This window comes from Curtobacterium sp. VKM Ac-2852, from assembly GCF_013205045.1.
Classification (GTDB): domain Bacteria; phylum Actinomycetota; class Actinomycetes; order Actinomycetales; family Microbacteriaceae; genus Curtobacterium; species Curtobacterium flaccumfaciens.
Genome location: NZ_JABMLI010000001.1, coordinates 1,049,009 through 1,073,414, shown reverse-complemented (window position 1 = coordinate 1,073,414; position 24,406 = coordinate 1,049,009). Strand labels below are relative to the sequence as shown.

Sequence of the window (24,406 nt, the reverse complement as noted above, 5' to 3'; positions counted from 1 at the left end):
CAGCGCCCGCGAACCGCGCCGGCACCGCCCGCGGCAGCAAAACCCCCGCTCACGACCCCGGTAGCGCCACCCGCGAACGCACGAAGGCCCGGCACGCGTGACGCGTACCGGGCCTTCCGTTGCTCAGGGGAGCCCTACTCCCACTCGATCGTCCCCGGCGGCTTCGACGTGACGTCGAGCACGACCCGGTTGACGTCGGGCACCTCGTTCGTGATGCGGTTCGAGATCTTCGCGAGGGTGTCGTACGGCAGACGCGTCCAGTCGGCGGTCATGGCGTCCTCGGACGAGACCGGACGGAGCACGATCGGGTGCCCGTAGGTCCGGCCGTCTCCCTGCACGCCCACGGAGCGGACGTCGGCGAGCAGCACGACCGGGCACTGCCAGATCTCCTGGTCGAGGCCGGCCGCGGTGAGCTCTTCACGGGCGATCTTGTCGGCCGCGCGGAGCAGTTCGAGCCGCTCCTTCGTGACCTCGCCGACGATGCGGATGCCGAGGCCCGGGCCGGGGAACGGCTGGCGACCGACGATGACCTCGGGCAGCCCGAGCTCGCGGCCGACCGCTCGGACCTCGTCCTTGAACAGGGTGCGCAGCGGCTCGACGAGCTCGAACGTCATGTCCTCGGGCAGGCCGCCGACGTTGTGGTGCGACTTGATGTTCGCGGTGCCCGCTCCGCCGCCGGACTCGACGACGTCGGGGTAGAGCGTGCCCTGCACGAGGAACTTGACCTCGGCATCAGAGTCGGAAGCCTGCGCCTCGAGCACGAGTGCCTCGGCCGCGCCCTCGAACGTGCGGATGAACTCGCGCCCGATGATCTTGCGCTTCTGCTCGGGGTCGCTCACGCCGGCGAGGGCGTCGAGGAACTGCTGCTCGGCGTCGATCGTGATGAGCCGGACGCCGGTGGAAGCGACGTAGTCCTCTTCGACCTGCTTGCGCTCGTCGGCCCGGAGGAGTCCGTGGTCGACGAAGACGCAGGTCAGCTGGTCGCCGACGGCCTTGTGCACCAGGGCTGCGGCGACGGCGGAGTCGACACCACCGGAGAGCCCGGCGATGACCCGTGCGGAACCGACCTGCTCGCGGATGCGGGCGACCTGCTCCTCGATGACGTTGCTGGAGTTCCAGTCGCCGGGCAGGCCCGCGGCACGGTGCAGGAAGTTCTCGAGCACGGCCTGGCCGTACACGGAGTGCTTGACCTCGGGGTGCCACTGCACGCCGTAGAGCTTGCGCTCGTCGGACGCGAACGCCGCGACGGGCGTCGATGCGCTCGAGGCGAGCACTTCGAAGCCGGCCGGTGCCTTGGCCACGGAGTCGCCGTGCGACATCCACGTCACCTGGTCCGCCGGCTGGTCGCCGAGCAGGGTGCTGGTGCCGGGGGCGAGGGTCACGTCGGTGGCGCCGTACTCGCGCAGACCGGTGTTCGCGACCTCGCCACCGAGGGCGGTCGCCATGGCCTGGAAGCCGTAGCAGATGCCGAGCACGGGGATGCCGAGGTCGAGGATGTCACCGTCGAGGGACGGCGCGCCTTCTTCGTACACGGACGACGGACCACCGGACAGCACGATGGCCGCCGGGTCCTTGGCGCGGATCTCGTCCGCGGTGATGGAGTGCGGCACGATCTCGCTGTAGACGTTCGCTTCACGGACCCGACGCGCGATGAGCTGCGCGTACTGGGCCCCGAAGTCGACGACGAGGACGGGACGCTGTTCGGTCTCGCTCACCGAGCGGCCTCCTTCTCACGCTGCTGGGCAGCGATCAGCTCGTGGTAGGTGTCCATGGCCTGCTGCTGCATGCGGTGTTCGACCACGAAGGACATGAACGGGATGATGCCCCCGAGGGCGATGAGCAGGAAGCGCGACGGCCTCCAGCGCATGATGCTCCACAGACGGAAGTCCGTGAAGAGGTAGAGCACGTACAGCCAGCCGTGGGCGATGAGGATCGCGATCGACAGGTTGAACGTGCCCGGGGTCTCGCCCGCCGTGCCGTTGGGCACGAAGAACGGACCGTTGCCGAGCTGCATCTCGAGCTGCAGCGGCGTGTACTTGATGATGACCTCGACCACTAGGGCGAGCAGCAGCACACCGGTGATGTACGCCGAGACGCGGTACCACTTCACCGCCCCCGGGATCTTGGGGATGTCACGGGTTCGGACGGTCAGGGCCATGCCGGCAATCCTACCGTCGGAGCGCGTCGGCTTCGGTGGCGAGCGCTGCCTCGCGCTCCTCTTCCTGCTCGCGCTCCCAGGCGTCCTTCACGAACCGGTACCAGAGGAACACGGCGAAGCCGGCGAAGACGACCCACTCGATCGCGTAGAACAGGTTGAGCCAGTCGAACTGGACCTCGCGCGACGGTGCACGATCGGCGATGGTGCCGAGGTCGGCGGCCTTCGCGGTGGTGCCGTCGGCGACGACGTACCCGAGGTACATGCGGTCGTCGAAGGCCTGCCACGTGTTCACGAACCGGGCGGGGGCGACCGCGGAGTACTCGCCCTTCTTGTAGGCGTCCTGGTCGGGCGACTCGGCCGGGTAGTAGCGACCCTGGATCGTGAGCGTCTGCCCGTCCGCCAGGCGCTCGCCCCCGGCGACGGCGGCCCCGCGCTGGTCGGACCACCCGATGACGACCGGGAGGCTCGCCCCACCGTCCGAGTCCACCAGGTGTCCGACGGTCTGGTACTTCCCACCCCCGGTGCGGCCGGTCAGGACGGTGGTGTCGTCGGCGACGAAGGTCCCGGTGACGGTGACCTTCTGCCCGGCGAGACTCTCGCTGACGGGGCGCTCGGGGGTGGTGACCGCCTCGAGCGTGCGGCGGGTCTCGGTGGTCGCCGGCAGGGGCTTGCCGTTGGCGATCGACCGCTCGAGCTGCCACTTGCCCAGCCCGGCGAACACCGCCGCCAGCACGAGCGCCAGCAACAGCAGCGCGATCCACCTCGGTCGTCGGGCAACGGCCCACATCTGTATCAGTACTCCGGATCGCGCTGTCGGACCGGGCGCTCGGGGCGCTCGGCGGGGATCTCGACCGGCGACGTCACGGGTGCGGACGTCGGCTCGGACCCCTCATTGTCTCGCTCGTCCCTGCCAGCAGCCTCGACGAGCGCGAACTCCTCGGCGAACTGGCGGTCCCGCTCGGCCTTCCGCGCCGCGGCGGTGGCGTCCGCCTCGGCCTCGGCCGCTTCGGCGCTCTCGGCGGCGGCTGCCGCGGCGACGGCACGTCGGCCGCCCAGGCGTCCGCGCAGGCGAATGAGCCGGCCCGGACGCACCACGAGGCGGCCGATCCGGTCCGAGTTCACCGCGAGCAGCGGCCCGAGGACGGCCATGCAGAGGACGTAGAGTCCCGCGAAGGCGGTGATCCGCGCCTCCAGCCCGGCGGCAGCCGACAGCGTCGCGAGGATCAGTGCGAACTCGCCACGGTTCACCAGGATGACGGCGGTGTTGATGCCCTGCTGGACGTTGAAGCCGTTCATCCGCGCGACGATCTGGCCGGCGACCGCGTTGAGCACGACCGTCATGCCGATCGCGCCGAGGACGGGCCAGAGCACCTCGCCGAAGGTCGACAGGTCGAGGCCGAGCCCGAAGTTGACGAAGAAGAACGCAGCGAAGACGTCGCGCATCGGCAGGGCGAGCTGTTCGATGCGGTCGCGGTACCGGGTCGCTCCGCAGAGCAAGCCGATGACGAAGGCACCGATGGCGTCGGTCACGCCGAGCAGGTCGCCGATGCCGCCGAACATGACCGCGAGTCCGAAGAACAGCACCGTGAACAGTTCGTCGTCACGGGTGGCGAAGATCTTCGAGACCCACTTGCCCGCGAAGCGCGCGAGCGTGAACATCACGATGAGGAACCCGAACGCGAGTGCCAGCTTGCCGACGACGGCCCAGACGTTGGTGTCGCCGGACAGCACGACGGAGACGATCGCCAGGTAGACGGCGATGAAGACGTCCTCGATCACGGTGACGCCGAGGATCATCGGGGTCTCGTCGTTCGCCAGGCGCCGGAGCTCGATGAGGAGCTTCGTCACGATGGCGCTCGAGGACGTCGCCGTCATGCCCGCGATGATCAGGGCTTCTCGGGTGCCCCAGCCGAGCGAGAACCCGAAGGCGAACCCGACGCCCATGTTGATGACGACGTAGGTGCCGCCCGACACCAGGAGCTTGCCGGCGTTGCCGTAGAACTCCTCTTGGTCGAACTCGAGCCCGAGGTTGAACAGCAGCAGGATGAGCCCGAACGTCGCGATGAGCTCGATCGTGTGGGACTCGACGCTCAGCCCGAACCACGGCGTGTTCGGACTCGCGACGAGTCCGACCACCATGTAGATCGGGATGGCCGGCAGACCGATGGTCTTGCCGAGCCGGCCCAGGACGTAGGCGATGACGAAGAGCACACCGATGGTGAGCAGCTCACCACCCAGGTGCATGCGCTAGCTCTTCCGCGGGGCCTCGGCCGAGGCGGCCGCAAGCTCTCCGCTGCGGTAGAAGGAGAACGCCTTGGCGACCTTCTCGGGGGAACCGGCGACGACGATCGTGTCTCCGGGGAAGACGACGAAGTCCGACGAGGGCGCCGGGTTGGCGCTGTCGCCACGGACCACGGCGACGACGGTCAGGCCGATGAAGCCCGAGTCGTGCAGGTCGCCGAGGGGCTTGCCCGCGATGGCGTCGTCGTAGTCGACGGAGAACCAGTCGATGGACAGCCCCGGGATCTCGTCGAGCTTGTCGAGGCCCTCGGTGATCCGGGTGCCGCCGAGCAGCTCGGCGAGCGTGTGCGCTTCGTCCTCGCTGAGACGCAGCGAGACCTTCTCGGACTTGTCCGCGCCGTCGGAGACGTCGGCGAACGAGATGAGGTCGGAGTGCCCCGACCGGTGCGTGATGACACCGCACTTGCCACCGTCGTCGGTGTAGAAGCTGTGCAGCACGCCGACTCCGGGGAGTTTGACGCGATGGACGTCGACCATGATGGCTCCCTCTTCGAGTACCCCCATGCTAACCACCCGGTGGTCCCGCGCATTCCGCGCACTACTGTTCTGTGGATGGGGAGAACACGGATCGTCGTGGCCGTCGTCGGGGTGCTGGTCGTCGCGCTGTACGCAGCGCTGCTGGCGGTGGACGCACTGGTGCTGGACCCGCTCGCCGCGGTCCCCGGTGCGACCCTGGCCGAGATCCACGCCGAGCTCACGCAGCAGGGCTTCCCGGTCGGGGCGGACGTCGCGACCGTCGTCGGGATCGCCGTCGTCGGCGTCCTGTTCGCCGCGGGGCTGTCGGTGCTGCTGCTCATCACCCGGGCACCGGCGCACGTCATCGCGGCGGTGCTGCTCGCCGTCGTGGTGATGGGGACGCCGATGTCGTTCGTGGCGGCGATCGCCCTCGGCATGGACGTCGCGGACGCCTACGGGGTCGGCGGCGGTGACCACACGATCTGGTCGGGCGTGCTGTACGTGACGAGCCTCGTCGCGCTCATCGCGATCCCGGTGGTGCTCGTGGTCGGCCAGTCGGTGCACGTGCGCCGCGCCGCCCTGCGGGCGCGCGCCGTCTGACGGACGCACCACGGGCCTCCAGTCCGGTCTTCCGTCCTTCCGGTCTGGAGGCGCGGGTGGACTCCGCAAGACGCCGTCGTCTTGTCGAGACGCCTCGTCGACACCGAGACGCCGCCGGATCCGGCGGCGTCTCGACGACCAGACGGCGTCAACACGACACGACGGCGTCTTGTCCGACCCGCAGACGCCGGCTTTCCGGTGACACGACGGCGTCTGCTGGCCTCGCTACTCCGGCTCGCTCGTCTTCTCGCCGACGACCTGCTCGTCGGACGCCTTCGCGCCCTCGGCGCCGTCCGAGCGGCCGCCGCCCACGACCACGTCGTCCTCGTCGAAGCCGAACGCGATGTCCGGGGCCTCGAGCCGCACGCGGTCCGCGCTCTCGTCGTCGGGCTGCAGCTGCGACTCCCGTTCGGCGGCGACGCGCTTCAGGTAGTTCGCGACCTCGTGCTCGGTCGTCTCCTGGTCCCACCCGAGCACGTCCGCCATGAGCTTCGCCGCGACGGGCGCTGCTGACTCGCCGCGGTCCCAGGCCTCGATGGAGATGCGGGTACGACGGGCGAGGACGTCCTCCAGGTGCAGGGCACCCTCGTGCGAGGCGGCGTAGACGACCTCGGCGCCGATGTAGTCGTCGGCCCCCGGCAGCGGCTCGGCGAGTGCCGGGTCCTGCTCGACGAGCTGCAGCACCTCGGTCGCGAGGGTGCCGTACCGGTTGAGCAGGTGCTCGATGCGGACCTTGTGCACGTTGAAGCTCCGTGCGGTGCGGGCGCGTCGGTTCCACGCGGCGGGGTACCCCTCGGCGCCGAGGAGCGGGATGTCCTCGGTCGTCGACTCCGGGATCCTGCCGTCCATGGCCGCGACGGCCTCGTCGATGGCGTCCTTGCCCATCACCCGGTAGGTGGTCCACTTGCCGCCGGCGACCACGACGAGGCCCGGGACGGTGTGCGCGACGACGTGCTCCCGGCTGAGCTGCGAGGTCTGGTCGGACTCCCCCGCCAGGAGCGGGCGGAGTCCGGCGTAGACGCCCTCGACGTCCTCGCGGGTGAGCGGGACGGCGAGCACCTTGTTGACGTGCTCGAGGATGTAGTCGATGTCCGCCGCGGTCGCTGCCGGGTGCGCCTTGTCGAGGTACCAGTCGGTGTCCGTCGTGCCGACGAGCCAGTGCCGGCCCCACGGGATGACGAAGAGCACGCTCTTCTCAGTGCGCAGGATCATGCCCGTGTTCGACTGGAACCGGTCCCGGGGGATCACGAGGTGGACGCCCTTCGACGCCCGCACCTTGAACTGGCCACGGGTGCCGATCATCGCCTGGGTGTCGTCGGTCCAGACACCGGTGGCGTTGACGACCTGCTTCGCGCGGATCTCGAACCGTTCGCCGGTCTGGATGTCGTGGGCCTGCGCGCCGACCACGCGCTCTCCGACCTTGATGAACCCCTCGATGCGGACGCGGCTCGCTGCCTCGGCACCGTACGAGGCCGCGGTGCGCACGAGCGACGCGACGTAGCGGGCGTCGTCGACCTGGGCGTCGTAGTACGTCATGCCGCCGACGAAGGCGTCCTTCTTGAGCCCGGGCATGTTCCTGAGCACCTGCTTCCGGCTCAGGTGCCGGTGGTGCGGGACGCCGGGCGGACGGCCGCCGGACCAGCTGAACACGTCGTACATCGCCATGCCGATGCCGATGTAGAAGCGCTCCCACACCCGGTGGTTGAGCGGGTAGAGGAAGCGCACGGGCTTCACCAGGTGCGGGGCGATGCGCTGGAGCAGCAGGCCGCGTTCGATGAGGGCCTCGCGGACGAGCGCGAAGTTGAGCTGCTCGAGGTAGCGGATGCCGCCGTGCACGAGCTTGGACGAGCGGCTCGACGTCCCCGAGCCCCAGTCGCGGGCCTCGACGATGCCGACGCTCAGGCCGCGGGTCACGGCGTCGAGCGCACTGCCCGCACCGACGATCCCGCCGCCGACGACCAGGACGTCGAGCTCCCTGGTCTTCAGCGTCTCGATCGCCGCCGCACGTTCGTCCGCGCCGAGCTTCGCCGCGGGGTCGAACCCCACGCCGGGCGCGACGTCACGCGGACGTCCGGCCGTGCTGGTCTGCTTCGTCGTGCTGGACTTGGCCATCGTCGCCTCCGGGTCACGGTCGGCGCCGTGGCGTCACCCGGAGCAGTGCCCGGGTGCCACCGTCACTGGTGGTACGGCGCCACGACCACTTCTACTCGCTGGAACTCCTTGGCGTCGGAGTATCCGGTCGTCGCCATCGAGCGGCGCAGGGCACCGACGAGGTTCGCGCGGCCGTCGTGGGTCGGCGTCGGGCCGTTCAGGACGTTCTCGAGCGGGGCGATCGTGCCCACCTCGACCCGGCGGCCGCGGGGCAGCTCGGGGTGGTGCGCCTCGGCACCCCAGTGGTAGCCACCACCCGGAGCCTCGGTCGCACGGGCCAGTGCGGTGCCGAGCATGACGGCGTCGGCGCCCACGGCGATGGCCTTGACGATGTCGCCCGCGGTGTCGAGCCCGCCGTCGGCGATGACGTGCACGTAGCGGCCGCCCGACTCGTCGAGGTAGTCACGACGGGCCCCGGCGACGTCCGCGACGGCAGTGGCCATCGGGGCATGGATGCCGAGCGCGGCGCGGGTGGTCGACGCAGCGCCGCCACCGAAGCCGACGAGCACGCCAGCGGCACCGGTGCGCATGAGGTGCAGCGCCGACGTGTAGGTCGAGGCACCGCCCACGATCACCGGGACGTCGAGCTCGTAGATGAACTTCTTGAGGTTGAGGGGTTCCTCGGTCTGGGAGACGTGCTCGGCCGAGACCGTGGTGCCGCGGATGACGAACAGGTCGACACCGGCGTCGACGACCGTCTTCGAGAACTCCTGGGTGCGCTGCGGGCTGAGCGAACCGGCGACCGGCACCCCGGCTGCGCGGATCTCGGCCAGGCGTGCGGTGATCAGCTCGGCCTTGATCGGCTCGGAGTAGATCTCCTGCATGCGCTTCGTGACGTTGCCGTCGGTGAGCGACTTGATCTCGTCGTAGTACGGGGTCGGGTCCTCGTATCGGGTCCACAGGCCCTCGAGGTCGAGCACACCGAGGATGCCGAGCTTGCCCATCTGGATGACCGTCGCCGGCGAGGACACGGAGTCCATCGGCGCCGACAGGATCGGCGACGCGAACGTGAACGCGTCGATCGACCACTGCACGCTGACGTCGCGCGGGTCACGCGTCCGCCTGGAGGGGACCACTGCGATGTCGTCGAACGCGTACGCCCGACGTCCGCGCTTGCCTGCACCGATCTCGACTTCGCTCACTCGGACAGCCTACCGGGCGGGCTCTGCGGCGTGCACGGGCCGGACGGTGCGGTGCCGGGCGCCCTCGCACCGTGCGAGGCCTGCCGCGTACGGTGCGAGGTTCCGTTTCCGGTGCGAGGTCGCGAGGGTCGCACGACGTGCGGAACCTCGCACCACGCAGCCGTCACCCCGCAGCCGACAGCGCGGAGCCGTCACCACGCAGCCGTCAGCGCGGACGCCGCGGCGCCCGTCGGCGCTTCCGGAGCGCCCGCAGCACGAAGCCGAGCAGGAGCGCGAGCACCACGAGGACGACGAGCAGCACGGCCGCGACCTTGACGAGCAACGCCGCCCCGACGAAGAGCGCGATGAACACGAGCCAGACGAGGGCGTCGAGCACGAGGGGTCCGGAGGTGCGCACCCGCGGAACGATACCGACCCGCGCGGGGCGAGCCGCGCCTCCTGGCCGGGTACGACGGGCGACGCCGTCGTCAACGGAAGACGCCGTCGTCCGCGCAGGACACCGCCACGCCCACGAGACGCCGCCGAATTTCGAGGCGTCTCGACGGGACCGCGGCGTCAACGGAACACGACGGCGTCATGCGACCACAGTCATGCGACGCGGGGCGAGCCGCGCCTCCGGGCCGGGTACAGGAGCGGGGCCGTGCGGCGCGAAGCGACCACGCACGGCCCCACCCGTCACGGATACCACCCCCACAGCGGTACCCGTAGTCGACGACAGCGCTAGCGCTGTGCGTCGACGTCCTTGGCGAGCGTCCCCAGGTAGAGCTCGATGACCTTGGGGTCGTCAGCGAGTTCCTTCCCGGTGCCCGAGTACGCGTTCTTCCCCTGGTCGAGCACGTACCCACGATCGCAGATCTGCAGACAGCGTCGCGCGTTCTGCTCCACCATGATGATCGACACACCGGCCTTGTTGATCCGGCGGGTCCGCAGGAACGTCTCGTCCTGGCGCACGGGGGACAGTCCGGCGCTCGGCTCGTCGAGCAGCAGCACCTTCGGGTCCATCATCAGCGCACGGGCCATCGCGACGGACTGCCGCTCACCACCCGAGAGCGATCCGGCCCGCTGGTTGCGCCGCTGCGCGAGGACGGGGAACAGGTCGTAGATGACCTCGAGCCGTTCGGCGAACTTCCGGGGCCGCAGGTACAGCCCCATCTGCAGGTTCTCCTCGATCGACAGCGAGGGGAACACGTTGTTCGTCTGCGGCACGAAGCCGACACCGGCCTGCACGAGCTTGTTCGCCTTGAGGTTCGTGATGTCGTCCCCCTGCAGGGCCACCGAACCCTCGCGGATGGACACCAGCCCGAACAGGGCCTTGAGGAGCGTCGACTTGCCCGCACCGTTCGGCCCGATGATGCCGATGAGCTCGCCCGGGTAGCAGTCCAGGTCGCAGCCGTTCAGGATGTTCACGCCCGGCAGGTAGCCGGCGACGAGGTTCTTCGCGCTGAGCACCGGCTCGCGTTCCAGCGTGGCCGCCGGGGACGGACTGGAGGCACTGCTCGCGTTCGTGGGGTCCGTTGCGTCCGTCATCGGGTCGTCTCCTCTGCTGCGTCCTCTTCGGCGACTTCCTCCGCCAGTTCCTCGAAGGTCTCCTCGGTGAGGAGCGAGTCGTCACCCAGGTCGGTGTCGTGGTGCGCACCGAGGTAGGCGTCGATCACGGCCTGGTCGTCCATCACCGTGTCCGCCGGGCCCTCGGCGACGACCTTGCCCTCGGCCATCACGACCACCCAGTCCGAGATGTGCCGGACCATGTGCATGTCGTGCTCGACGAAGAGCACGGTCATGCCGTCGTCGCGCAGGGACTGGATGTGCCCGAGGAGCGACTGGGTGAGCGCGGGGTTCACACCGGCCATCGGCTCGTCGAGCATGATCATCGTCGGGTCGGACATCAGCGCCCGGGCCATCTCGAGCAGCTTGCGCTGGCCGCCGGACAGCGAACCGGCGTAGTCGTCCGCCTTCGTGTCGAGCTTGAACCGGGCGAGGAGGTCCTCGGCCTTGGCCGTGATCTCGCGCTCCCGCTTCGCCCACACCGGCTTGACCAGGGCGGCGAAGAAGTTCTCGCCGGGCTGGTCGCGCGCACCGAGCAGCATGTTCTGCATCACGGTGAGCCGGGACAGCGCCTTGGTCAGCTGGAAGGTGCGGACCATGCCCTTGTTCGCGATGTGCGTCGCGCTCGTCTTCTGCAGCGTGGCGCCGTTGAACTGCGTCTTCGCACCCGGGCTCGGCTTGTCGAACCCGGTGAGCAGGTTGAAGAACGTGGTCTTGCCGGCGCCGTTCGGGCCGATCAGGGCCGTGATGGAACCGCGCTGGACCTCGAGGTGGTCGACGTCCACGGCGATCATGCCCCCGAAGCGGCGGGTGACGTCGTCGACGGTGAGGATCGGGTCGGCCTTGGGGTGGCCGTAGGTCTCAGACACTGAACGTCAGCTCCTTCTTGTTGCCGAGCAACCCCTGTGGACGGAACACGATGAGCAGCATGAGCGCGACGCCGACGAGCACGTACGAGAACTGCTCGGCCTGCTGCGCGTTCATGATCGAGTCGGGGATGAAGTCGCCGGCCAGCGTGCGGATGAAGAGCCGGACGACGAAGAAGAGCACGGCTCCGAGCACCGGTCCGAACACCGTCGCCGCACCACCGAGGATGAGCGCCGTCCAGATGAAGAACGTCATCGATCGGCCCATGGCGTCCGGTTGCACCGAACTCGGCAGCACGTAGATGATGCCCGCGATCGCACCGAGCGCCCCACCGAACACGAGCGCCTGCATCTTGTACGAGTAGACGTTCTTGCCGAGCGAGCGGACGGCGTCCTCGTCCTCGCGGATGGCCTTCACCACGCGGCCCCACGGGCTGCGCATGAGCAGGAAGAGCACCAGGGTGAACAGGGCGACCATGGCCCACGCCGCGATGCGGATCCACCAGCCGTTGACGCCGTTGTTCGCGTACGTGAACCACAGGATCGTGGTGGTGCCGTCGGGCAGCGGGCTGAGGGCGGTGAACGGGTCGCGGTAGCTCGACCCGGTGATGCCGTTCGAGCCGCCCGTGGTCGAGGTGAGCAGGCTCGAGCGGCCCACCATGCGGATGATCTCGGCGCCGGAGATCGTGACGATCGCCAGGTAGTCGCCGCGCAACCGCAGGGTGGGGATGCCGAGGATGATCGCGAACACGATCGCGACGAGCAGGGCGATGAGGACCGCCATCACGAACGGCAGCCCGTTCGTGATCGAGATCGCGAAGCCGTAGGCGCCGAGCAGCAGGAACGCCGCCTGGCCCATGTTCACGAGGCCGGTGAGCCCGAAGTGCACGTTCAGGCCGATCGCGGCCAGGGCGAACGCGGCCGTCGTCGGGGCGAGTGCCTCCTGGGTGAGCGAGGACAGCAGGTTGAGGATGTAGTCCATGCGCGTGCTCCCTTAGCCGATCCGCTCGGCGCGGCCGAAGATGCCCTGCGGCCGGAACAGCAGGATGAGGATGAGGATGACGAGGGCGGTGGCGTACTTGAAGTCACCGGGGAGCACCAGGTTCGTGAGCTCCACGACGACGCCGATGATCATCGAGCCGACCAGGGCGCCGTACGCGGTGCCGAGGCCACCGAGCGTGACGGAGGCGAACATGAGCAGGAGCAGCTGGAGCCCGGTCTGCCAGTTCACGCCGTTCAGGACGAGTCCGAGCATCACGCCGGAGAGCCCCGCGAGGCCGGCGGCGAGCGTCCACACGAAGCGGATCACCCGGTCGACGTCGATGCCGGAGGCCGCGGCGAGCGCCGGGTTGTCGGACACGGCGCGGGTCGCCCGGCCGAAGCGCGTCTTCGCCAGGAAGAGCCCGGTCGCGACCAGGACCACGAGGGCGATCCCCATGGCGACGTAGGACTGCACCGTCAGGGTGACGCCGGCGAACCGCACGGTCTCCGGGTTGCCCTGCTGGATGCGGACCGTCGAGGCTCCGAAGAAGTACTGGAACGCGTACTGGGCGGCGATCGACAGACCGATCGTCACGATCATGAGCTGCGTGAGGCTGATGCGCCGTCGCCGGAGCGGCCGCCAGATCGCGGCGTCCTGCAGGTACCCGGTCGCGGCGCACAACAGCGTGACGACGATGCCGGTGACCCAGATGTTCCAGCCGAGCTGGTTGGCGAACACGTACGCCAGCAGACCGCCGAGGGTGACCTGCTCACCGTGCGAGAAGCTCGACAGCCCCGTCGTGCCGTAGATGAGCGAGAGCCCGATGGACGCCAGGGCGATGAGGAGCCCGAGCCGGAGCCCGGAGGCGAACTGCTGCCAGGCCCGCTGGATGCTCACACCCGACGAGTCCGTCGAGGTCGTGGCGCCCTTCTGGTCGGACAGCTGGAAGATCTGCCCGACGTTGGCGTTCAGGGTGGCCTGCACCTTGCGCTCGGCGTCGGCGGCGTTCGTCAGGTACTGGCCCTTCGGCAGGGTGCCCTGGTCGACGCTCACCGTGTACTCGCCGGCCGTGTCGACGCTGACCGACCAGCGGCCGTCGCCGTTGGTCGTGGCCGTCTGGTCGAAGCCGCTCGGGCCGGTCACGTCGACGTCGACGCCCTCGGCCGGTTCACGCTCGGAGTCGGTGATGGTGCCCTGGATGCACCCGTTGTCGGGGCTGACGGTGCACGCCTGGCTGGTGGCCGGTGCCGAGGTGGCACTGAAGGCCGGCAGGGTGACCGCCCAGTCGATCAGGAAGGTCGCCAGGAACGCGGCGACGAGCACGGCCGCCAGGACCGGTCGTCGTCGTGCGTGGCGGAGGCGGAACAGGCGCGGCTGCGCCCGTCCCGGAGGAGTGATGGATCCCACGGAAGAGCCTCTCGTTCGGATGACGAGGAACCTATGGGGATTTTGTGACACCCGTGTTTCCAACACGTTCCCTGTGTGATTCGTACCCGAACTGTGACGTTGTGGAGGAATGCTCCGAGGCGGGCGCGATCCGTGCCTCCAGGCGGAATGCGGCGACAGCCGCTCGCGTTACCATGTCCTATCCGGAACCCGTCGTCGTGTTCCCGGTGTCTCGACACTTCACTCGCCCACGAAGGGGACCCATGGACCAGCCGGATCCGTTCGGATTCATCGGACTCACGTACGACGACGTCATGCTGCTGCCCGGGCACACCGACGTCATCCCGAGCGAGGCGTCCACGGCGTCCCGGCTCACCAAGCGGATCTCCGTCAACGTCCCGCTGCTCTCCGCCGCGATGGACACCGTCACCGAAGCCCGCATGGCCATCGCCATGGCGCGCCAGGGCGGCATCGGGATCCTGCACCGCAACCTGTCCATCGAGGACCAGGCTGCCTACGTCGACAAGGTCAAGCGCTCCGAGTCGGGCATGATCACCAACCCGGTGACCACCACCCCGGACGCAACCGTGGCCGAGGTCGACGCGCTCTGCGGCCAGTTCCGCGTCTCCGGCCTGCCGGTCGTCGAGCAGGACGGCACCCTCGTCGGCATCATCACGAACCGCGACATGCGCTTCGTGGCCACGTTCGAGCAGGCCACCACGTACGTGCGCGACGTCATGACGAAGGCCCCGCTGATCACCGCGATGGAGGGCATCGACCCCGAAGAGGCGATCGCCATCTTCGCGCAGCACAAGATCGAGAAGCTGCCGCTGGTCGACGCCGAGGGCAAGCTCCGCGGCCTCATCACCGTCAAGGACTTCGACAAGAGCGAGCAGTACCCGGACGCCACGAAGGACGACGAGGGCCGGCTCCGCGTCGGTGCCGCGATCGGCTTCTTCGGCGACGCGTGGCAGCGTGCCGAGGCCCTGCGTGACGCCGGCGTCGACGTACTCGTCGTCGACACCGCCAACGGTGAGAGCGAAGGCGTGCTCGACATGGTCCGCCGCCTCAAGGCCGACCCGACGTTCGACGCGATCGACGTCATCGGCGGCAACGTCGCCACCCGCCCGGGCGCCCAGGCGCTCATCGACGCCGGTGTGGACGCCGTCAAGGTCGGTGTCGGCCCGGGCTCCATCTGCACCACGCGCGTCGTCGCCGGTGTGGGTGTGCCGCAGGTGACCGCCGTGTACGAGGCCTCCCTCGCCGCACGCGAAGCCGGTGTGCCGATCATCGCCGACGGTGGCCTGCAGTACTCGGGCGACATCGCGAAGGCCCTGGTGGCCGGTGCCGACACCGTCATGCTCGGCTCGCTGCTGGCCGGCACCGACGAGTCCCCCGGTGACCTGGTGTTCGTGAACGGCAAGCAGTTCAAGGCCTACCGCGGCATGGGGTCCCTCGGGGCCCTGCAGACCCGTGGCAAGAAGACCTCGTACTCGAAGGACCGTTACTTCCAGGCGGACGTGCCGAACGACGACAAGCTCATCCCCGAGGGCATCGAGGGGCAGGTGCCCTACCGCGGTTCGGTCGGCAACGTCGTCTACCAGCTCACCGGCGGGCTACGCCAGTCGATGTTCTACGTCGGCGGTCGCACGATCCCCGAGCTGAAGGCCCGTGGCAAGTTCGTCCGCATCACGGCGGCGGGGCTCAAGGAGTCCCACCCGCACGACGTCCAGATGGTCGTCGAGGCGCCGAACTACCGCAGCTAGACAGCGTTCGACAGCACGCCTCCGTTCCCCTGTGGAGCGGGGGCGTGCTGCGTTGCCCGGCGGTAGTGTCACCGCATGGTCAGCGCCGTCTCACACACCACGATCGACTCCCGCGACGCCTACGCCCAGTCGGAGTGGTGGAAGCAGGTGCTCGGGTACGTCGACCTTCCCGACGACCCGAACGCTCCCGGACACGAGGAGTGCGAGATCACGGCACCGGACCGATCGCACACCGTGCTCTTCATCCAGGTGCCCGAGGCGAAGAGCGTGAAGAACCGGATCCACTTCGACCTGCGCCCCACCGACCGCACCCGCGACGAAGAGGTCGAGCGGCTCCGCGGCATCGGTGCCGTGGAGCTCGCCGACCTGCGCCACCCGGACGGCGGATGGGTGGTCTTCGCCGACCCGGAGGGCAACGAGTTCTGCGTCCTGCGGTCCCAGGCCGAACTCGACGAGGAAGCCGGCCAGCCGAGCTGAGCAGCCCGGCGACCGGCCTGCTGACCGGACCGCCGGACCGGCCGGACCGCAAGCGCGCCGGACCGCCGGCCGAGCTCCTACGCCGAACGCCAGTCGTTCGACGTGATGTGCGAGCCGCCGTGCGGGCCCATCTGCAGCATCCCGCCGTCCACCGGCAGGGACACCCCGGTGATGTAGGACGACGCTCGCGAGGCCAGGAACGCCACGGCTGCCGCGATCTCCCACGCGTTGCCCGGACGGCCGAGCGGGACACCGGGGCGGTCGATGGTCTGCGGGTCCTCGTCCTCGGCGCCGGTCATCCGGGTGGCGATCTCGCCGGGGGCGACGGCGTTCACGGTGATGCCGTGCTCGGCGAGCTCGATCGCCATGGTCTTCAGCAGGCCGCCGAGCCCGTGCTTGGCAGCGTCGTAGGCGCTCGAGCCGTAGCGGGGCTGGTGTTCGTGCACGCTCGTGATGCCGATGATCCGGCCGCCGGTGCCGGCCTGCACCATGTGCTTCGCGGCGGCCTGCATCGTGACGAAGGCACCGTCGAGGTCGGTCGACACCGTGTGGCGCCACTGGTCGAGGGTCATCTCGAGGAACGGGGCGTTGTCGCCGGTGCCGGCGTCGGCCACGAAGACGTCGACGCCGCCCAGCTGCGAGACGAGGCGGTCGACGACGGCGGCCGCGCCGGCGAGGTCGGAGACGTCGATCTGCTCGACGAAGGCCTGACGGCCGGTCTTCCGGACCTCCTCCGCGGTCTCCTCGGCACGGTCGGGTTCGGACAGGTAGGTGATGCCGACGTCCATGCCGGCTTCGGCGAGCGCGACGGCGGTCGCACGGCCGATCCCGGATTCGGAGCCGGTGACGATGGCTTTGGTGGGATGGAAGTCGCTCATGCGGCGGAACGTACGCCGGGCCTCCCGGGCGCCCTGCCGGACCATCCGCCTGGCGCAGGTCGGGTCACCACCCGGCACCGACGCTCCTGCGCCGATCCCTGTCCCTGCGCACAGGAACGTCACGGCTCGGTAACGAAACACCTTTGCGTACCGCCCCGTCACACGGGCGAAACACATGGACCCTACGTTTCTCGACATCCAGTGGAGGCGTCGCATTCACCCGAAGCGGCACAGCCTCCGCGCAGAGAAAGGGCTCCACGGATGATCAGAACCACCCGTGCCACCGCGGCACTGGCGTTGGCGGGCGCAGCAGCCGTCCTCCTCGCCGCGTGTTCCACCACCGGCAGTGCTTCCCCCTCGAGCTCGGCGTCGAGCGATGCGAAGAAGGATCCCGCCGCCAGCTGCAAGGCCCCGGACACCCCCGGTACGGACGCGCTGAAGATCGGCACGATCCTGCCCCTGACCGGTTCGCTGGCCTACCTCAACCCGCCGGCCGAGTCCGGTGTCGGCCTGGCCGTCAAGGACATCAACGCCGCGGGCGGTGTCCTCGACAAGGACGTCACGATCGACCCGGCGACCGACTCCGGTGACAGCAACGACATGACCGTGTCGAGCTCCGCCGCGACCAAGCTCGTCAACGCGAAGGTCCCGGTCGCGATCGGCGCCGAGTCCTCGTCCGTCACGCTGAACGTCATCGACCAGCTGACGAGCAACTGCATCGTCGAGATCTCGCCCGCGAACACCGCGACCGACCTCTCCGGCTACTCGTCGTACTACTACCGGACCGCACCGCCGGACTCGGTGCAGGGTTCCGCGCTCGGCCAGCTCGTGACCGGTGACGGCAACGCGAAGGTCGCCTTCCTGGTCTTCAACGACACGTACGGCACCGGCCTCCGCAACTCGGTGCAGGCTGCGGTCGAGGCGTCGGGCGGCCAGGTCGTCTACGGCGGCAAGGGTGAGGGCCAGGAGTTCCCGCCCGGCCAGACCACGTTCTCGTCCGAGGTGACCGCGGCGCTGGCCGCGAAGCCCGACGCGATCGTCGTCCTCGCCTTCGACGAGACGAAGTCGATCATCCCGGAGCTCGTCTCGCAGGGCAACGAGGCGAAGATCTACATGTCCGACGGCAACACGGCGGACTACTCGAAGGACTTCGACAAGGGCACCCTGACCGGCGCCCAGGGCACCATCCCGGGCGCCTCGCCGAAGGACGACTTCAAGAAGCAGCTCGCTGCGTTCTACAAGGACTCGTCGGGCAAGACGCTCGCCGACTACTCGTACGCGGCGGAGTCCTACGACGCCACCGTCCTCGCAGCCCTCGCCGCGGTGAAGGGCAAGGGCACCGACTCCGGCACGATCCAGGCCAACATGGCTGCGGTGTCGGGTGCTGACGGCGGCACCGAGTGCGCGACCTTCAAGGAGTGCAAGACGCTCCTGGACGACGGCAAGGACATCCACTACACCGGCCCGTCCGGCATCGGTCCGTTCGACGAGAACAACGACCCGTCGGCCGCCTACATCGGCATCTACAAGTTCGACGCCGACAACAAGCCCGTCTACCAGAGCGCCATCCAGGGTGCGGTGAAGAAGTAGGGCTCAGCCCAGCACCGCTCGCGAAAGCGACAGTCCCCCACGGAACTTCCGTGGGGGACTGTCGCTTTCGCGTCGGCGGACTGGAGGCCCGTGGTGCGTCCGTCAGACCGGCTCGACCTGGGTGGGTGCGAGCGCCCGGCGACGGGACGCCCGCGCGGCGGCGAACGAGTCCGCCGTCAGCACCACGAGCGCGAGCCACACGATGCCGAAGCCGAACCAGCGCCCGGCGGACATCTCCTCGTGCTGCACCAGCACCCCGACGAGCAGCTGCATCACGGGCGCCAGGTACTGGGTCAGCCCGAGCGTCGACAGGCTCACCCGCCGTGCCGACGACGCGAAGAGCAGCAGCGGCACCGCCGTCGCCGGCCCGGTCAGCACGGTGATGACCGCGTGCCCCCAGCCCTCGCTCGTGAACGTCACGCCGCCACCGAGCCCGGTCACACCGAGCACCGCCAGCGCCACGACCGCGATCGGCAGCAGCCACACGGTCTCGATCGTCAGGCCGCTCAGGGCGTCCACGGTGCCGCCGACCCGCTTCTTCACCAGGCCGTACAGTCCGAACGAGAACGCCAGGGCCAGCGAGATCCACGGCATCTGCCCGTAGCCGATCGCGATGACGACGACCGCCACGACGCTCAGCCCGACGGCTGCCCACTGCGCCGGACGCAGGCGTTCGCGCAGGACCACGACGCCGAGCGCGATCGTGACGAGCGGGTTGATGAAGTAGCCGAGCGCCGCCTCGACGGTGTGGCCGGTGGTCGTCGCGAGGACGTAGACGGTCCAGTTGACCAGGATCAGGACGGCGGCGAGTCCCATCACGAGCATCACACGGCGCTGGGCCATCAGGGTGCGGGTGCGGAGCCACGACCGGGTCACCGCGATCGCCACCGCGCAGAACACCAGGCCGAAGACGATCCGCCACGACACGATCTCGAACGCCGCCGCGGGGGCCATGGCCGCGAAGAGCAGGGGCATCAGCCCCCAGAGCCCGTAGGCCACGATGGCCTGCACCACGCCGACGGATGCCTCGCTGCGGACGGGTCGCGCCGGACTCGGTTCACTCACGGAACCATCCTAGGAACGACCGCCGACCCGTGGGACGCGCACCGGGCCTCCAGGCGGGCTGATGACGGGCTGGTCAGGACCGGAGCACCGGGGTGACCGCCCCCGGACGCACGGACGCCCCGTCGGCCCGAAGGCCGGACGGGGCGTCCGAGGTGAGTACTCGACTCAGTGAACGATGACCGCGAGGACGTCGCGGGCCGACAGGACCAGCAGGTCCTCGCCCGAGTACTTGACCTCGGTTCCGCCGTACTTGGAGTAGATGACCTTGTCACCCACGGCGACGTCGAGCGGGACGCGGTTGCCGTTGTCGTCGATGCGACCCGGACCCACGGCGACGACCTCGCCCTCCTGGGGCTTCTCCTTCGCGGTGTCGGGGATGACCAGACCGGAAGCGGTGGTCTGCTCCGCCTCGACCTGGCGGATGACGATGCGATCCTCGAGCGGCTTGATGCTGACGGCCACGGTGACCTCTTCTTTCTCGGTACGGACTCGGTACAGATGAAAACCGGGTTGGCACTTCGCACAGGAGAGTGCCAACGCCAACTCTAGGGGGCCTCTGGCACTCGGTCAATCCGAGTGCCAGCACATCCGGAGAACACGCAGCACCTGCGAGGATCGACGCATGGACGCCGCCGAACTCACCGCACTGCTGACCCCCGACGGGATGGCCCTGCTCGACCGTACCCCGGGCGTCTCCGACGGCGGCGAGATCGTCCGCGTGGTGTCCCGGCTGCGCGCCGAGGGCCACGATCCCCGACTGGTCGCCGCGGTGCTGACCCAGGCGAAGCTGCGGCTGAAGGCCCGCGGCAAGTTCGGCGACTTCGCCTCCCGCATGCTCTTCACCGAGGCGGGACTCGAGCAGGCCACCCGGCTGCAGGTCGCGGCCCAGCACGCCGGGCGGTTCACCGCGGCCGGGCTGACCCGTGTCGCCGACCTCGGCTGCGGCATCGGCGGGGACGCGATGGCGATGGCGGCGCTCGACCTCGACGTCACCGCCGTCGATCGCGACGAGGTGACCGCGGCCGTCGCGACCCACAACCTGGCGGTCTGGCCGAACGCGCGGGTGGAGCTCGGTGATGCCGCGTCCTTCGACTTGTCGTCGGTGGACGGCGTGTGGATGGACCCCGCACGACGCACCTCCGGCCACTCGGACACCCGCCGGCTCGCCGACCCCGACGACTGGTCGCCCTCGCTCGACACCGTGTTCGCTGCGGCGACGACGACGCCGACCGGCGTGAAGCTCGGACCGGGCATCGACCGCGACCTGATCCCGGACACCGCCGAGGCGCAGTGGACCTCCGTCGACCGCGAGGTCGTGGAGCTCGCCCTGTGGTTCGGCCCCCTCGCCCGCCCAGGGATCCGGCGCGCCGCCACCGTCATCGGCGCACACGGCATCGCCGAGATGACCGGAGCGGCCGACGCCGACGACGCCGAGGTCGGACCGCTCGGCGCCTACCTCTACGAGCCCGACGGTGCCGTGATCCGCGCACGGCTGATCGGTGACCTGGCACGGGGCCTCGACGGGCACATGCTGTCCGACGGCATCGCCTACGTCACGTCCGACCGCGCTGCCTCGACCCCCTTCGCGCAGGGCTTCCGGGTGCTCGACACGATGCCGCTCGACGTCAAGCGACTGGCCGCGCGGCTCGCCGCCGACGGCATCGGCACCGTCGAGATCAAGAAGCGCGGCGTCGACGTCGACCCGGCGCAGTTCCGCAAACGGCTGCGGTTGCGCGGATCGGGTCGCGTCACGCTCGTGCTGACCCGCCTGGAGGGACGCCACGCGGCGATCCTGTGCGAGCGGCTCACCGACACGGTCGGCTGACGGCCGGGGGCCGATCGTGCTGCCCGTTGCGCGGGGGTTGCGTCAGCTGACGAAGGCGCCGGAGTTCGAGCTGTAGTCGGAGTAGTCCGAGTAGTCTGACGCGTTCGCGATCGAGATCCACACCAGGGCGACGATCAGGATGAACAGGCCCGTCAGGATCCAGCCACCGATGATGCCGGCGAGCGCGAGGCCGCGGCCACCCTCGCCGGTCTGCTTGATCTTGCCGAGGGCGATGTGGCCCATGATCGCGCCCGCCGGGCTCGTCAGGATGATGATCGGCCAGATGATGATGCCGCCGAAGGCGAAGACGATCGACAGGATCGACAGGACGTTCGTCTTCGGGCGCTGCGCGTAGGGCTGGTACGCGTACGGGTTCGACGCGTAGGGCTGCTGCTGCGGCTGCGCGTACGGGTTCTGCTGCTGGCCGTACGGGTTCTGCGGGGCACCGTAGGCGTTCTGCTGCTGCGGGGCCGCGTACGGGTCCTGCTGCTGCGCGTACGGGTTCGACTGGGGCTGCGGGGCCGAGTACGGGTTCTGCGGCTGGCCGTACGGGTTCGACTGCTGCTGCTGGCCGTAGGGGTTCTGGGGCTGCTGCGGCTGGCCGTACGGGTTCTGCTGCCGCGGATGACCGTACGGGCTCTGCTGCTGCGGGGCCGCGTACGGGTCCTGCTGCTGGCCGTACGGGTTCTGGGGCGCTTCCGGGGCCGACGGCGCCTGCGGGGCGTCAGGGGCCTGCGGGGCGTCCGGGGCCGGCGACCCGTCGGGCTGTCCGTTCGCCGGGCCGTTCGGCGTCTCGCCCGGCTTCGGCCACTCGTTCTGATCGGACACCGTCCACCCCTCTCGGGCGTCCGGTCTCTCCGACGCCCGTGTGAATCCTCCCACAGGCTCCCGACGACCGACCGGTTGCGGCAGGTCGGACGTGATCAGAGCTGGTCAGACCTGGACCGTCGTCACTGGCAGGGTCGAGTCCGCAGCGATGCCGAGGTCGCTCGGCGCATGCCCCTCGGCCACGAGTCGGGCGCCGACGGCGGCGATCATCGCGCCGTTGTCGGTGCACAGGTCGAACGGCGGGATCCGGAGCCGCACGCCAGCGGCCGCGCAGCGCTCCTCGGCGACCTGTCGCAGTCGGGCGTTCGCGACGACCCCACCGCCGAGCAGCAGCCGGTCGACCCCGGTGTCGCGGCACGCGTTCAGGGCCTTGGTCAGCAGGACGTCGACGACGGCCTCGCGGAAGCTCGCGGCGACGTCGGCCACCGGTACCTCGCGGCCCTCGTCGCGGCAGCGCTCGACCCACCGTGCGACGGCGGTCTTGAGCCCCGAGAACGAGAAGTCGTACCGGTGCGCGGCCATGTCCTTCGGCAGCGTCAGTCCCCGGGGGAACCGGATGGCAGTGGGGTCGCCGTCGGCCGCGGCTCGGTCGATCTGCGGGCCGCCGGGGTAGGGCAGTCCGAGCAGCCGCGCGACCTTGTCGAACGCCTCGCCCGCCGCGTCGTCGATCGTCTCGCCGAGCAGTTCGACGTCGCCGACGAGGTCCCGGACCAGCAGCAGTGACGTGTGACCGCCGGAGACCAGCAGCGCGATCGTCGGCAGCTCGATCTCGCTGCCGTCCTCGCGCAGCACGTCGGCGCCGACGTGCCCGACCAGGTGGTTCACGCCGTACAGGGGCTTGCCGGTGGCCACGGCGAGCGCCTTCGCGGCCCCCACTCCGACCATGAGCGCTCCCGCCAGGCCCGGCCCGGCGGTCACCGCGACGGCGTCGAGTTCGTCGAGGGTGACGCCGGCACGGTCGAGCGCCTCGTGCAGCGTCGGGGTCATCGCCTCCAGGTGGGCCCGTGCGGCGACCTCGGGCACGACCCCGCCGTAGCGCGCGTGCTCGTCCATGCTCGAGGCGATCACGTTCGCGAGCAGGGTGCTCCCCCGCACGATGCCGATGCCGGTCTCGTCGCAACTCGTCTCGATGCCGAGCACCAGTGGTTCAGTCGCGCTCACCGAGGGCCTCCTGTCCGATGGGTCCGACGCCCGACGACCGCTCGGCGTCCGGGGCGGGCAGCTCTGCCCGCATCACCCACGCGTCGACGCCGTCCGGTTGGTAGTAGCGCGGTCGGGTCGCGATGTGCTCGAACCCGAACGCCGTGTACATCGCCTGCGCCACGGGGTTGTCCGCGCGCACCTCGAGGAACACCTCGCGCACACCGCGGCGCCGCGCCTCGTCGAGCAGCTCCGTGAACAGGACCCTCCCGAGCCCCTTGCCGCGCTGGTCCGCGGCGACGGCGATGGTCTGCACGTCGGCCACCGGGTTCCCCGCGAGCGACGAGAGCCCGGCGTACCCGACGACCAGCGGGGCAGAGGTGTCGTCGACCGTCTCGATCACGACGTAGTACCCGTGCGGTGAGTACAGCTCGCCGGACATCTGCGACGCCGACCAGGCGTCCGTCGGGAACGAGACGTGCTCGAGCCACATGATGTCGTCGAGGTCCTGCGGGTGTGCTCGCCGCAGGCGGAGCCCGTCCGGCAGGGTCACTGCTTCACCCGCTTCGGCGCACCCGGCACCGTGACGTCGGGGTCGCGCAGGTACAGGGGCGTGTCCTGGTCGAACGCCGCACCGGACGCGAGCCGGTCCGCGGCGAGCGAGCCGAGCCTCCAGGCCGGGATGGACGCGACCGTCACGCGGTCCCAGCCCACCGCTTCGGGCCGGGAGGCGCGGATCGCGTCGTCGAGATCGGCGGGCTTGGCGAGTCCGGGGCCGGCCACGCGGACGCCGTCGGCGTCGTAGGCGCTCCAGTAGACCTCGCGGCGGCGGGCGTCCGTGAGGACGACGAACGGCCCGGCGATCCCCGAGTCGCGCTGGTCGAGGGCGACGGCGTCGTGGCTGACGAGGGGCAGGACGGGGACGCCGCGGGCTGCGGCGAAGGTGCGGGCGGCGGCAATGCCGACGCGCAGGCCGGTGAAGGGGCCGGGGCCCATGCCGGCGACGACGCCGGTGACGTCGGCACCGGTGATGCCGGCCTCGGCGAGGGTCTCGGCGAGGAACGGGCCGATCACCTCGGCATGCCGGCGGCTGTCCTCGGTGTCGCGGGTCGCGAGGGCCTGGCCGGTGGCCGGGTCGACGACGGCGACGGAGGTCCCGGCGGAGGTGTCGATCGCGAGCAGCACCCGTCCATCGTAGGCGCATGCAAGTGAGTTGATCACGCACTGGGTGTATTCAGTCGGACAAGCTC

At 69.9% G+C, this 24,406-nt stretch carries 24 protein-coding genes; 5 read left to right on the top strand and 19 right to left on the bottom strand.

Going from position 1 to position 24,406, the window contains the following annotated elements; translation table 11 throughout:
- Positions 1 to 134: 134 nt before the first annotated feature.
- Genes guaA through HQQ79_RS05320 form a run of 5 tightly spaced genes read right to left on the bottom strand, consistent with a single transcriptional unit; the run spans position 135 to position 4,936 of the window.
- Entirely contained in the window at positions 135 to 1,715 is a 1,581-nt protein-coding gene (gene guaA / locus HQQ79_RS05340) for a glutamine-hydrolyzing GMP synthase (protein ID WP_173032789.1), read from the bottom strand.
- Positions 1,712 to 2,158 carry a DUF3817 domain-containing protein gene (locus tag HQQ79_RS05335; RefSeq protein ID WP_027466691.1) on the bottom strand — a complete coding sequence of 149 codons (447 nt, stop codon included), beginning with the start codon at positions 2,156 to 2,158 and terminating at the stop codon, positions 1,712 to 1,714. Before HQQ79_RS05335 ends, guaA begins: the two co-directional genes overlap by 4 nt.
- A gap of 10 nt (positions 2,159 to 2,168) precedes the next feature.
- Positions 2,169 to 2,903, bottom strand: a complete 735-nt coding sequence (locus tag HQQ79_RS05330; protein ID WP_173032787.1) for an SURF1 family cytochrome oxidase biogenesis protein — start codon at positions 2,901 to 2,903, stop codon at positions 2,169 to 2,171.
- A gap of 47 nt (positions 2,904 to 2,950) precedes the next feature.
- On the bottom strand, positions 2,951 to 4,402 hold the full coding sequence (locus tag HQQ79_RS05325) for a cation:proton antiporter (protein ID WP_027466692.1): 1,452 nt from the start codon (positions 4,400 to 4,402) through the stop codon (positions 2,951 to 2,953).
- A 3-nt stretch (positions 4,403 to 4,405) separates the two neighbouring features.
- Positions 4,406 to 4,936 carry a cation:proton antiporter regulatory subunit gene (locus HQQ79_RS05320; protein ID WP_017885470.1) on the bottom strand — a complete coding sequence of 177 codons (531 nt, stop codon included), beginning with the start codon at positions 4,934 to 4,936 and terminating at the stop codon, positions 4,406 to 4,408.
- A 75-nt stretch (positions 4,937 to 5,011) separates the two neighbouring features.
- On the opposite strand from HQQ79_RS05320, the gene HQQ79_RS05315 reads away from it, so the two are divergent.
- Positions 5,012 to 5,515, top strand: a complete 504-nt coding sequence (locus HQQ79_RS05315; RefSeq protein WP_173032785.1) for a hypothetical protein — start codon at positions 5,012 to 5,014, stop codon at positions 5,513 to 5,515.
- 225 nt (positions 5,516 to 5,740) lie between these two features.
- Here HQQ79_RS05315 and HQQ79_RS05310 read toward each other — a convergent pair whose 3' ends face one another.
- The 7 genes from HQQ79_RS05310 to HQQ79_RS05280 form a co-directional block, all read right to left on the bottom strand.
- Positions 5,741 to 7,627: a glycerol-3-phosphate dehydrogenase/oxidase gene (locus tag HQQ79_RS05310; protein ID WP_173032783.1), complete on the bottom strand. Its 1,887-nt coding sequence runs from the start codon at positions 7,625 to 7,627 to the stop codon at positions 5,741 to 5,743.
- 62 nt (positions 7,628 to 7,689) lie between these two features.
- On the bottom strand, positions 7,690 to 8,808 hold the full coding sequence (locus HQQ79_RS05305) for a GuaB3 family IMP dehydrogenase-related protein (protein WP_027466694.1): 1,119 nt from the start codon (positions 8,806 to 8,808) through the stop codon (positions 7,690 to 7,692).
- A gap of 205 nt (positions 8,809 to 9,013) precedes the next feature.
- A complete protein-coding gene (locus tag HQQ79_RS05300; RefSeq protein ID WP_027466695.1) occupies positions 9,014 to 9,205 on the bottom strand; it encodes a hypothetical protein in 192 nt (63 codons plus the stop codon).
- A 323-nt stretch (positions 9,206 to 9,528) separates the two neighbouring features.
- A complete protein-coding gene (locus HQQ79_RS05295) occupies positions 9,529 to 10,335 on the bottom strand; it encodes an ABC transporter ATP-binding protein (protein WP_254066064.1) in 807 nt (268 codons plus the stop codon).
- Positions 10,332 to 11,222, bottom strand: coding sequence for an ABC transporter ATP-binding protein (locus tag HQQ79_RS05290; protein WP_173032781.1), 891 nt, complete (start codon positions 11,220 to 11,222; stop codon positions 10,332 to 10,334). Before HQQ79_RS05290 ends, HQQ79_RS05295 begins: the two co-directional genes overlap by 4 nt.
- Positions 11,215 to 12,201, bottom strand: a complete 987-nt coding sequence (locus tag HQQ79_RS05285; RefSeq protein ID WP_027466698.1) for a branched-chain amino acid ABC transporter permease — start codon at positions 12,199 to 12,201, stop codon at positions 11,215 to 11,217. The genes HQQ79_RS05290 and HQQ79_RS05285 overlap by 8 nt, the downstream gene beginning before the upstream one ends.
- A 12-nt stretch (positions 12,202 to 12,213) precedes the next feature.
- The gene (locus tag HQQ79_RS05280) at positions 12,214 to 13,608 is read right to left on the bottom strand and encodes a branched-chain amino acid ABC transporter permease (RefSeq protein WP_231495713.1); all 1,395 of its coding nucleotides are present in this window, start codon (positions 13,606 to 13,608) and stop codon (positions 12,214 to 12,216) included.
- A gap of 242 nt (positions 13,609 to 13,850) precedes the next feature.
- Between HQQ79_RS05280 and guaB the strand changes: the two genes are divergently transcribed.
- Together guaB and HQQ79_RS05270 are read left to right on the top strand one after the other, a co-directional pair.
- Positions 13,851 to 15,353 (top strand): IMP dehydrogenase, encoded by a 1,503-nt coding sequence (guaB, locus tag HQQ79_RS05275; RefSeq protein WP_173032779.1) that lies wholly within the window; start codon positions 13,851 to 13,853, stop codon positions 15,351 to 15,353.
- A 75-nt stretch (positions 15,354 to 15,428) separates the two neighbouring features.
- Positions 15,429 to 15,830: a VOC family protein gene (locus tag HQQ79_RS05270; protein ID WP_173032777.1), complete on the top strand. Its 402-nt coding sequence runs from the start codon at positions 15,429 to 15,431 to the stop codon at positions 15,828 to 15,830.
- Between the two features lie 77 nt (positions 15,831 to 15,907).
- Here HQQ79_RS05270 and HQQ79_RS05265 read toward each other — a convergent pair whose 3' ends face one another.
- Entirely contained in the window at positions 15,908 to 16,708 is an 801-nt protein-coding gene (locus HQQ79_RS05265; protein ID WP_173032774.1) for an SDR family oxidoreductase, read from the bottom strand.
- Positions 16,709 to 16,969: 261 nt separating this feature from the next.
- On the opposite strand from HQQ79_RS05265, the gene HQQ79_RS05260 reads away from it, so the two are divergent.
- Positions 16,970 to 18,298 (top strand): ABC transporter substrate-binding protein, encoded by a 1,329-nt coding sequence (locus HQQ79_RS05260; RefSeq protein ID WP_071245441.1) that lies wholly within the window; start codon positions 16,970 to 16,972, stop codon positions 18,296 to 18,298.
- 102 nt (positions 18,299 to 18,400) lie between these two features.
- Here the strand turns inward: HQQ79_RS05260 and rarD are convergent, their stop codons facing one another.
- Positions 18,401 to 19,363 (bottom strand): EamA family transporter RarD, encoded by a 963-nt coding sequence (rarD, locus tag HQQ79_RS05255; RefSeq protein WP_173032772.1) that lies wholly within the window; start codon positions 19,361 to 19,363, stop codon positions 18,401 to 18,403.
- Positions 19,364 to 19,528: 165 nt separating this feature from the next.
- Positions 19,529 to 19,825 carry a co-chaperone GroES gene (gene groES, locus HQQ79_RS05250; protein ID WP_017885484.1) on the bottom strand — a complete coding sequence of 99 codons (297 nt, stop codon included), beginning with the start codon at positions 19,823 to 19,825 and terminating at the stop codon, positions 19,529 to 19,531.
- Positions 19,826 to 19,985: 160 nt separating this feature from the next.
- Between groES and HQQ79_RS05245 the strand changes: the two genes are divergently transcribed.
- Positions 19,986 to 21,188 carry a class I SAM-dependent methyltransferase gene (locus tag HQQ79_RS05245; protein ID WP_173032770.1) on the top strand — a complete coding sequence of 401 codons (1,203 nt, stop codon included), beginning with the start codon at positions 19,986 to 19,988 and terminating at the stop codon, positions 21,186 to 21,188.
- 42 nt (positions 21,189 to 21,230) lie between these two features.
- Here HQQ79_RS05245 and HQQ79_RS19105 read toward each other — a convergent pair whose 3' ends face one another.
- The 4 genes from HQQ79_RS19105 to tsaB form a co-directional block, all read right to left on the bottom strand.
- Entirely contained in the window at positions 21,231 to 22,016 is a 786-nt protein-coding gene (locus HQQ79_RS19105; RefSeq protein WP_173032768.1) for a DUF4190 domain-containing protein, read from the bottom strand.
- A gap of 105 nt (positions 22,017 to 22,121) precedes the next feature.
- Positions 22,122 to 23,177, bottom strand: a complete 1,056-nt coding sequence (tsaD, locus tag HQQ79_RS05235) for a tRNA (adenosine(37)-N6)-threonylcarbamoyltransferase complex transferase subunit TsaD (protein ID WP_111056587.1) — start codon at positions 23,175 to 23,177, stop codon at positions 22,122 to 22,124.
- The gene (gene rimI, locus HQQ79_RS05230) at positions 23,164 to 23,709 is read right to left on the bottom strand and encodes a ribosomal protein S18-alanine N-acetyltransferase (RefSeq protein ID WP_173032766.1); all 546 of its coding nucleotides are present in this window, start codon (positions 23,707 to 23,709) and stop codon (positions 23,164 to 23,166) included. Before rimI ends, tsaD begins: the two co-directional genes overlap by 14 nt.
- Positions 23,706 to 24,341, bottom strand: coding sequence for a tRNA (adenosine(37)-N6)-threonylcarbamoyltransferase complex dimerization subunit type 1 TsaB (gene tsaB / locus HQQ79_RS05225; RefSeq protein WP_111056667.1), 636 nt, complete (start codon positions 24,339 to 24,341; stop codon positions 23,706 to 23,708). The genes rimI and tsaB overlap by 4 nt, the downstream gene beginning before the upstream one ends.
- Positions 24,342 to 24,406: the final 65 nt, after the last annotated feature.

Excerpts from the sequence above, each read along its gene's own strand:
- HQQ79_RS05335 (WP_027466691.1), bottom strand. The coding sequence starts at position 2,158 with ATGGCCCTGACCGTCCGAACCCGTGACATCCCCAAGATCCCGGGGGCG.
- HQQ79_RS05325 (WP_027466692.1), bottom strand. The coding sequence starts at position 4,402 with ATGCACCTGGGTGGTGAGCTGCTCACCATCGGTGTGCTCTTCGTCATC.
- HQQ79_RS05320 (WP_017885470.1), bottom strand. The coding sequence starts at position 4,936 with ATGGTCGACGTCCATCGCGTCAAACTCCCCGGAGTCGGCGTGCTGCAC.
- HQQ79_RS05315 (WP_173032785.1), top strand. The coding sequence starts at position 5,012 with ATGGGGAGAACACGGATCGTCGTGGCCGTCGTCGGGGTGCTGGTCGTC.
- HQQ79_RS05310 (WP_173032783.1), bottom strand. The coding sequence starts at position 7,627 with ATGGCCAAGTCCAGCACGACGAAGCAGACCAGCACGGCCGGACGTCCG.
- HQQ79_RS05295 (WP_254066064.1), bottom strand. The coding sequence starts at position 10,335 with ATGACGGACGCAACGGACCCCACGAACGCGAGCAGTGCCTCCAGTCCG.
- HQQ79_RS05285 (WP_027466698.1), bottom strand. The coding sequence starts at position 12,201 with ATGGACTACATCCTCAACCTGCTGTCCTCGCTCACCCAGGAGGCACTC.
- guaB (WP_173032779.1), top strand. The coding sequence starts at position 13,851 with ATGGACCAGCCGGATCCGTTCGGATTCATCGGACTCACGTACGACGAC.
- HQQ79_RS05270 (WP_173032777.1), top strand. The coding sequence starts at position 15,429 with ATGGTCAGCGCCGTCTCACACACCACGATCGACTCCCGCGACGCCTAC.
- HQQ79_RS05265 (WP_173032774.1), bottom strand. The coding sequence starts at position 16,708 with ATGAGCGACTTCCATCCCACCAAAGCCATCGTCACCGGCTCCGAATCC.
- HQQ79_RS05260 (WP_071245441.1), top strand. The coding sequence starts at position 16,970 with ATGATCAGAACCACCCGTGCCACCGCGGCACTGGCGTTGGCGGGCGCA.
- HQQ79_RS05245 (WP_173032770.1), top strand. The coding sequence starts at position 19,986 with ATGGACGCCGCCGAACTCACCGCACTGCTGACCCCCGACGGGATGGCC.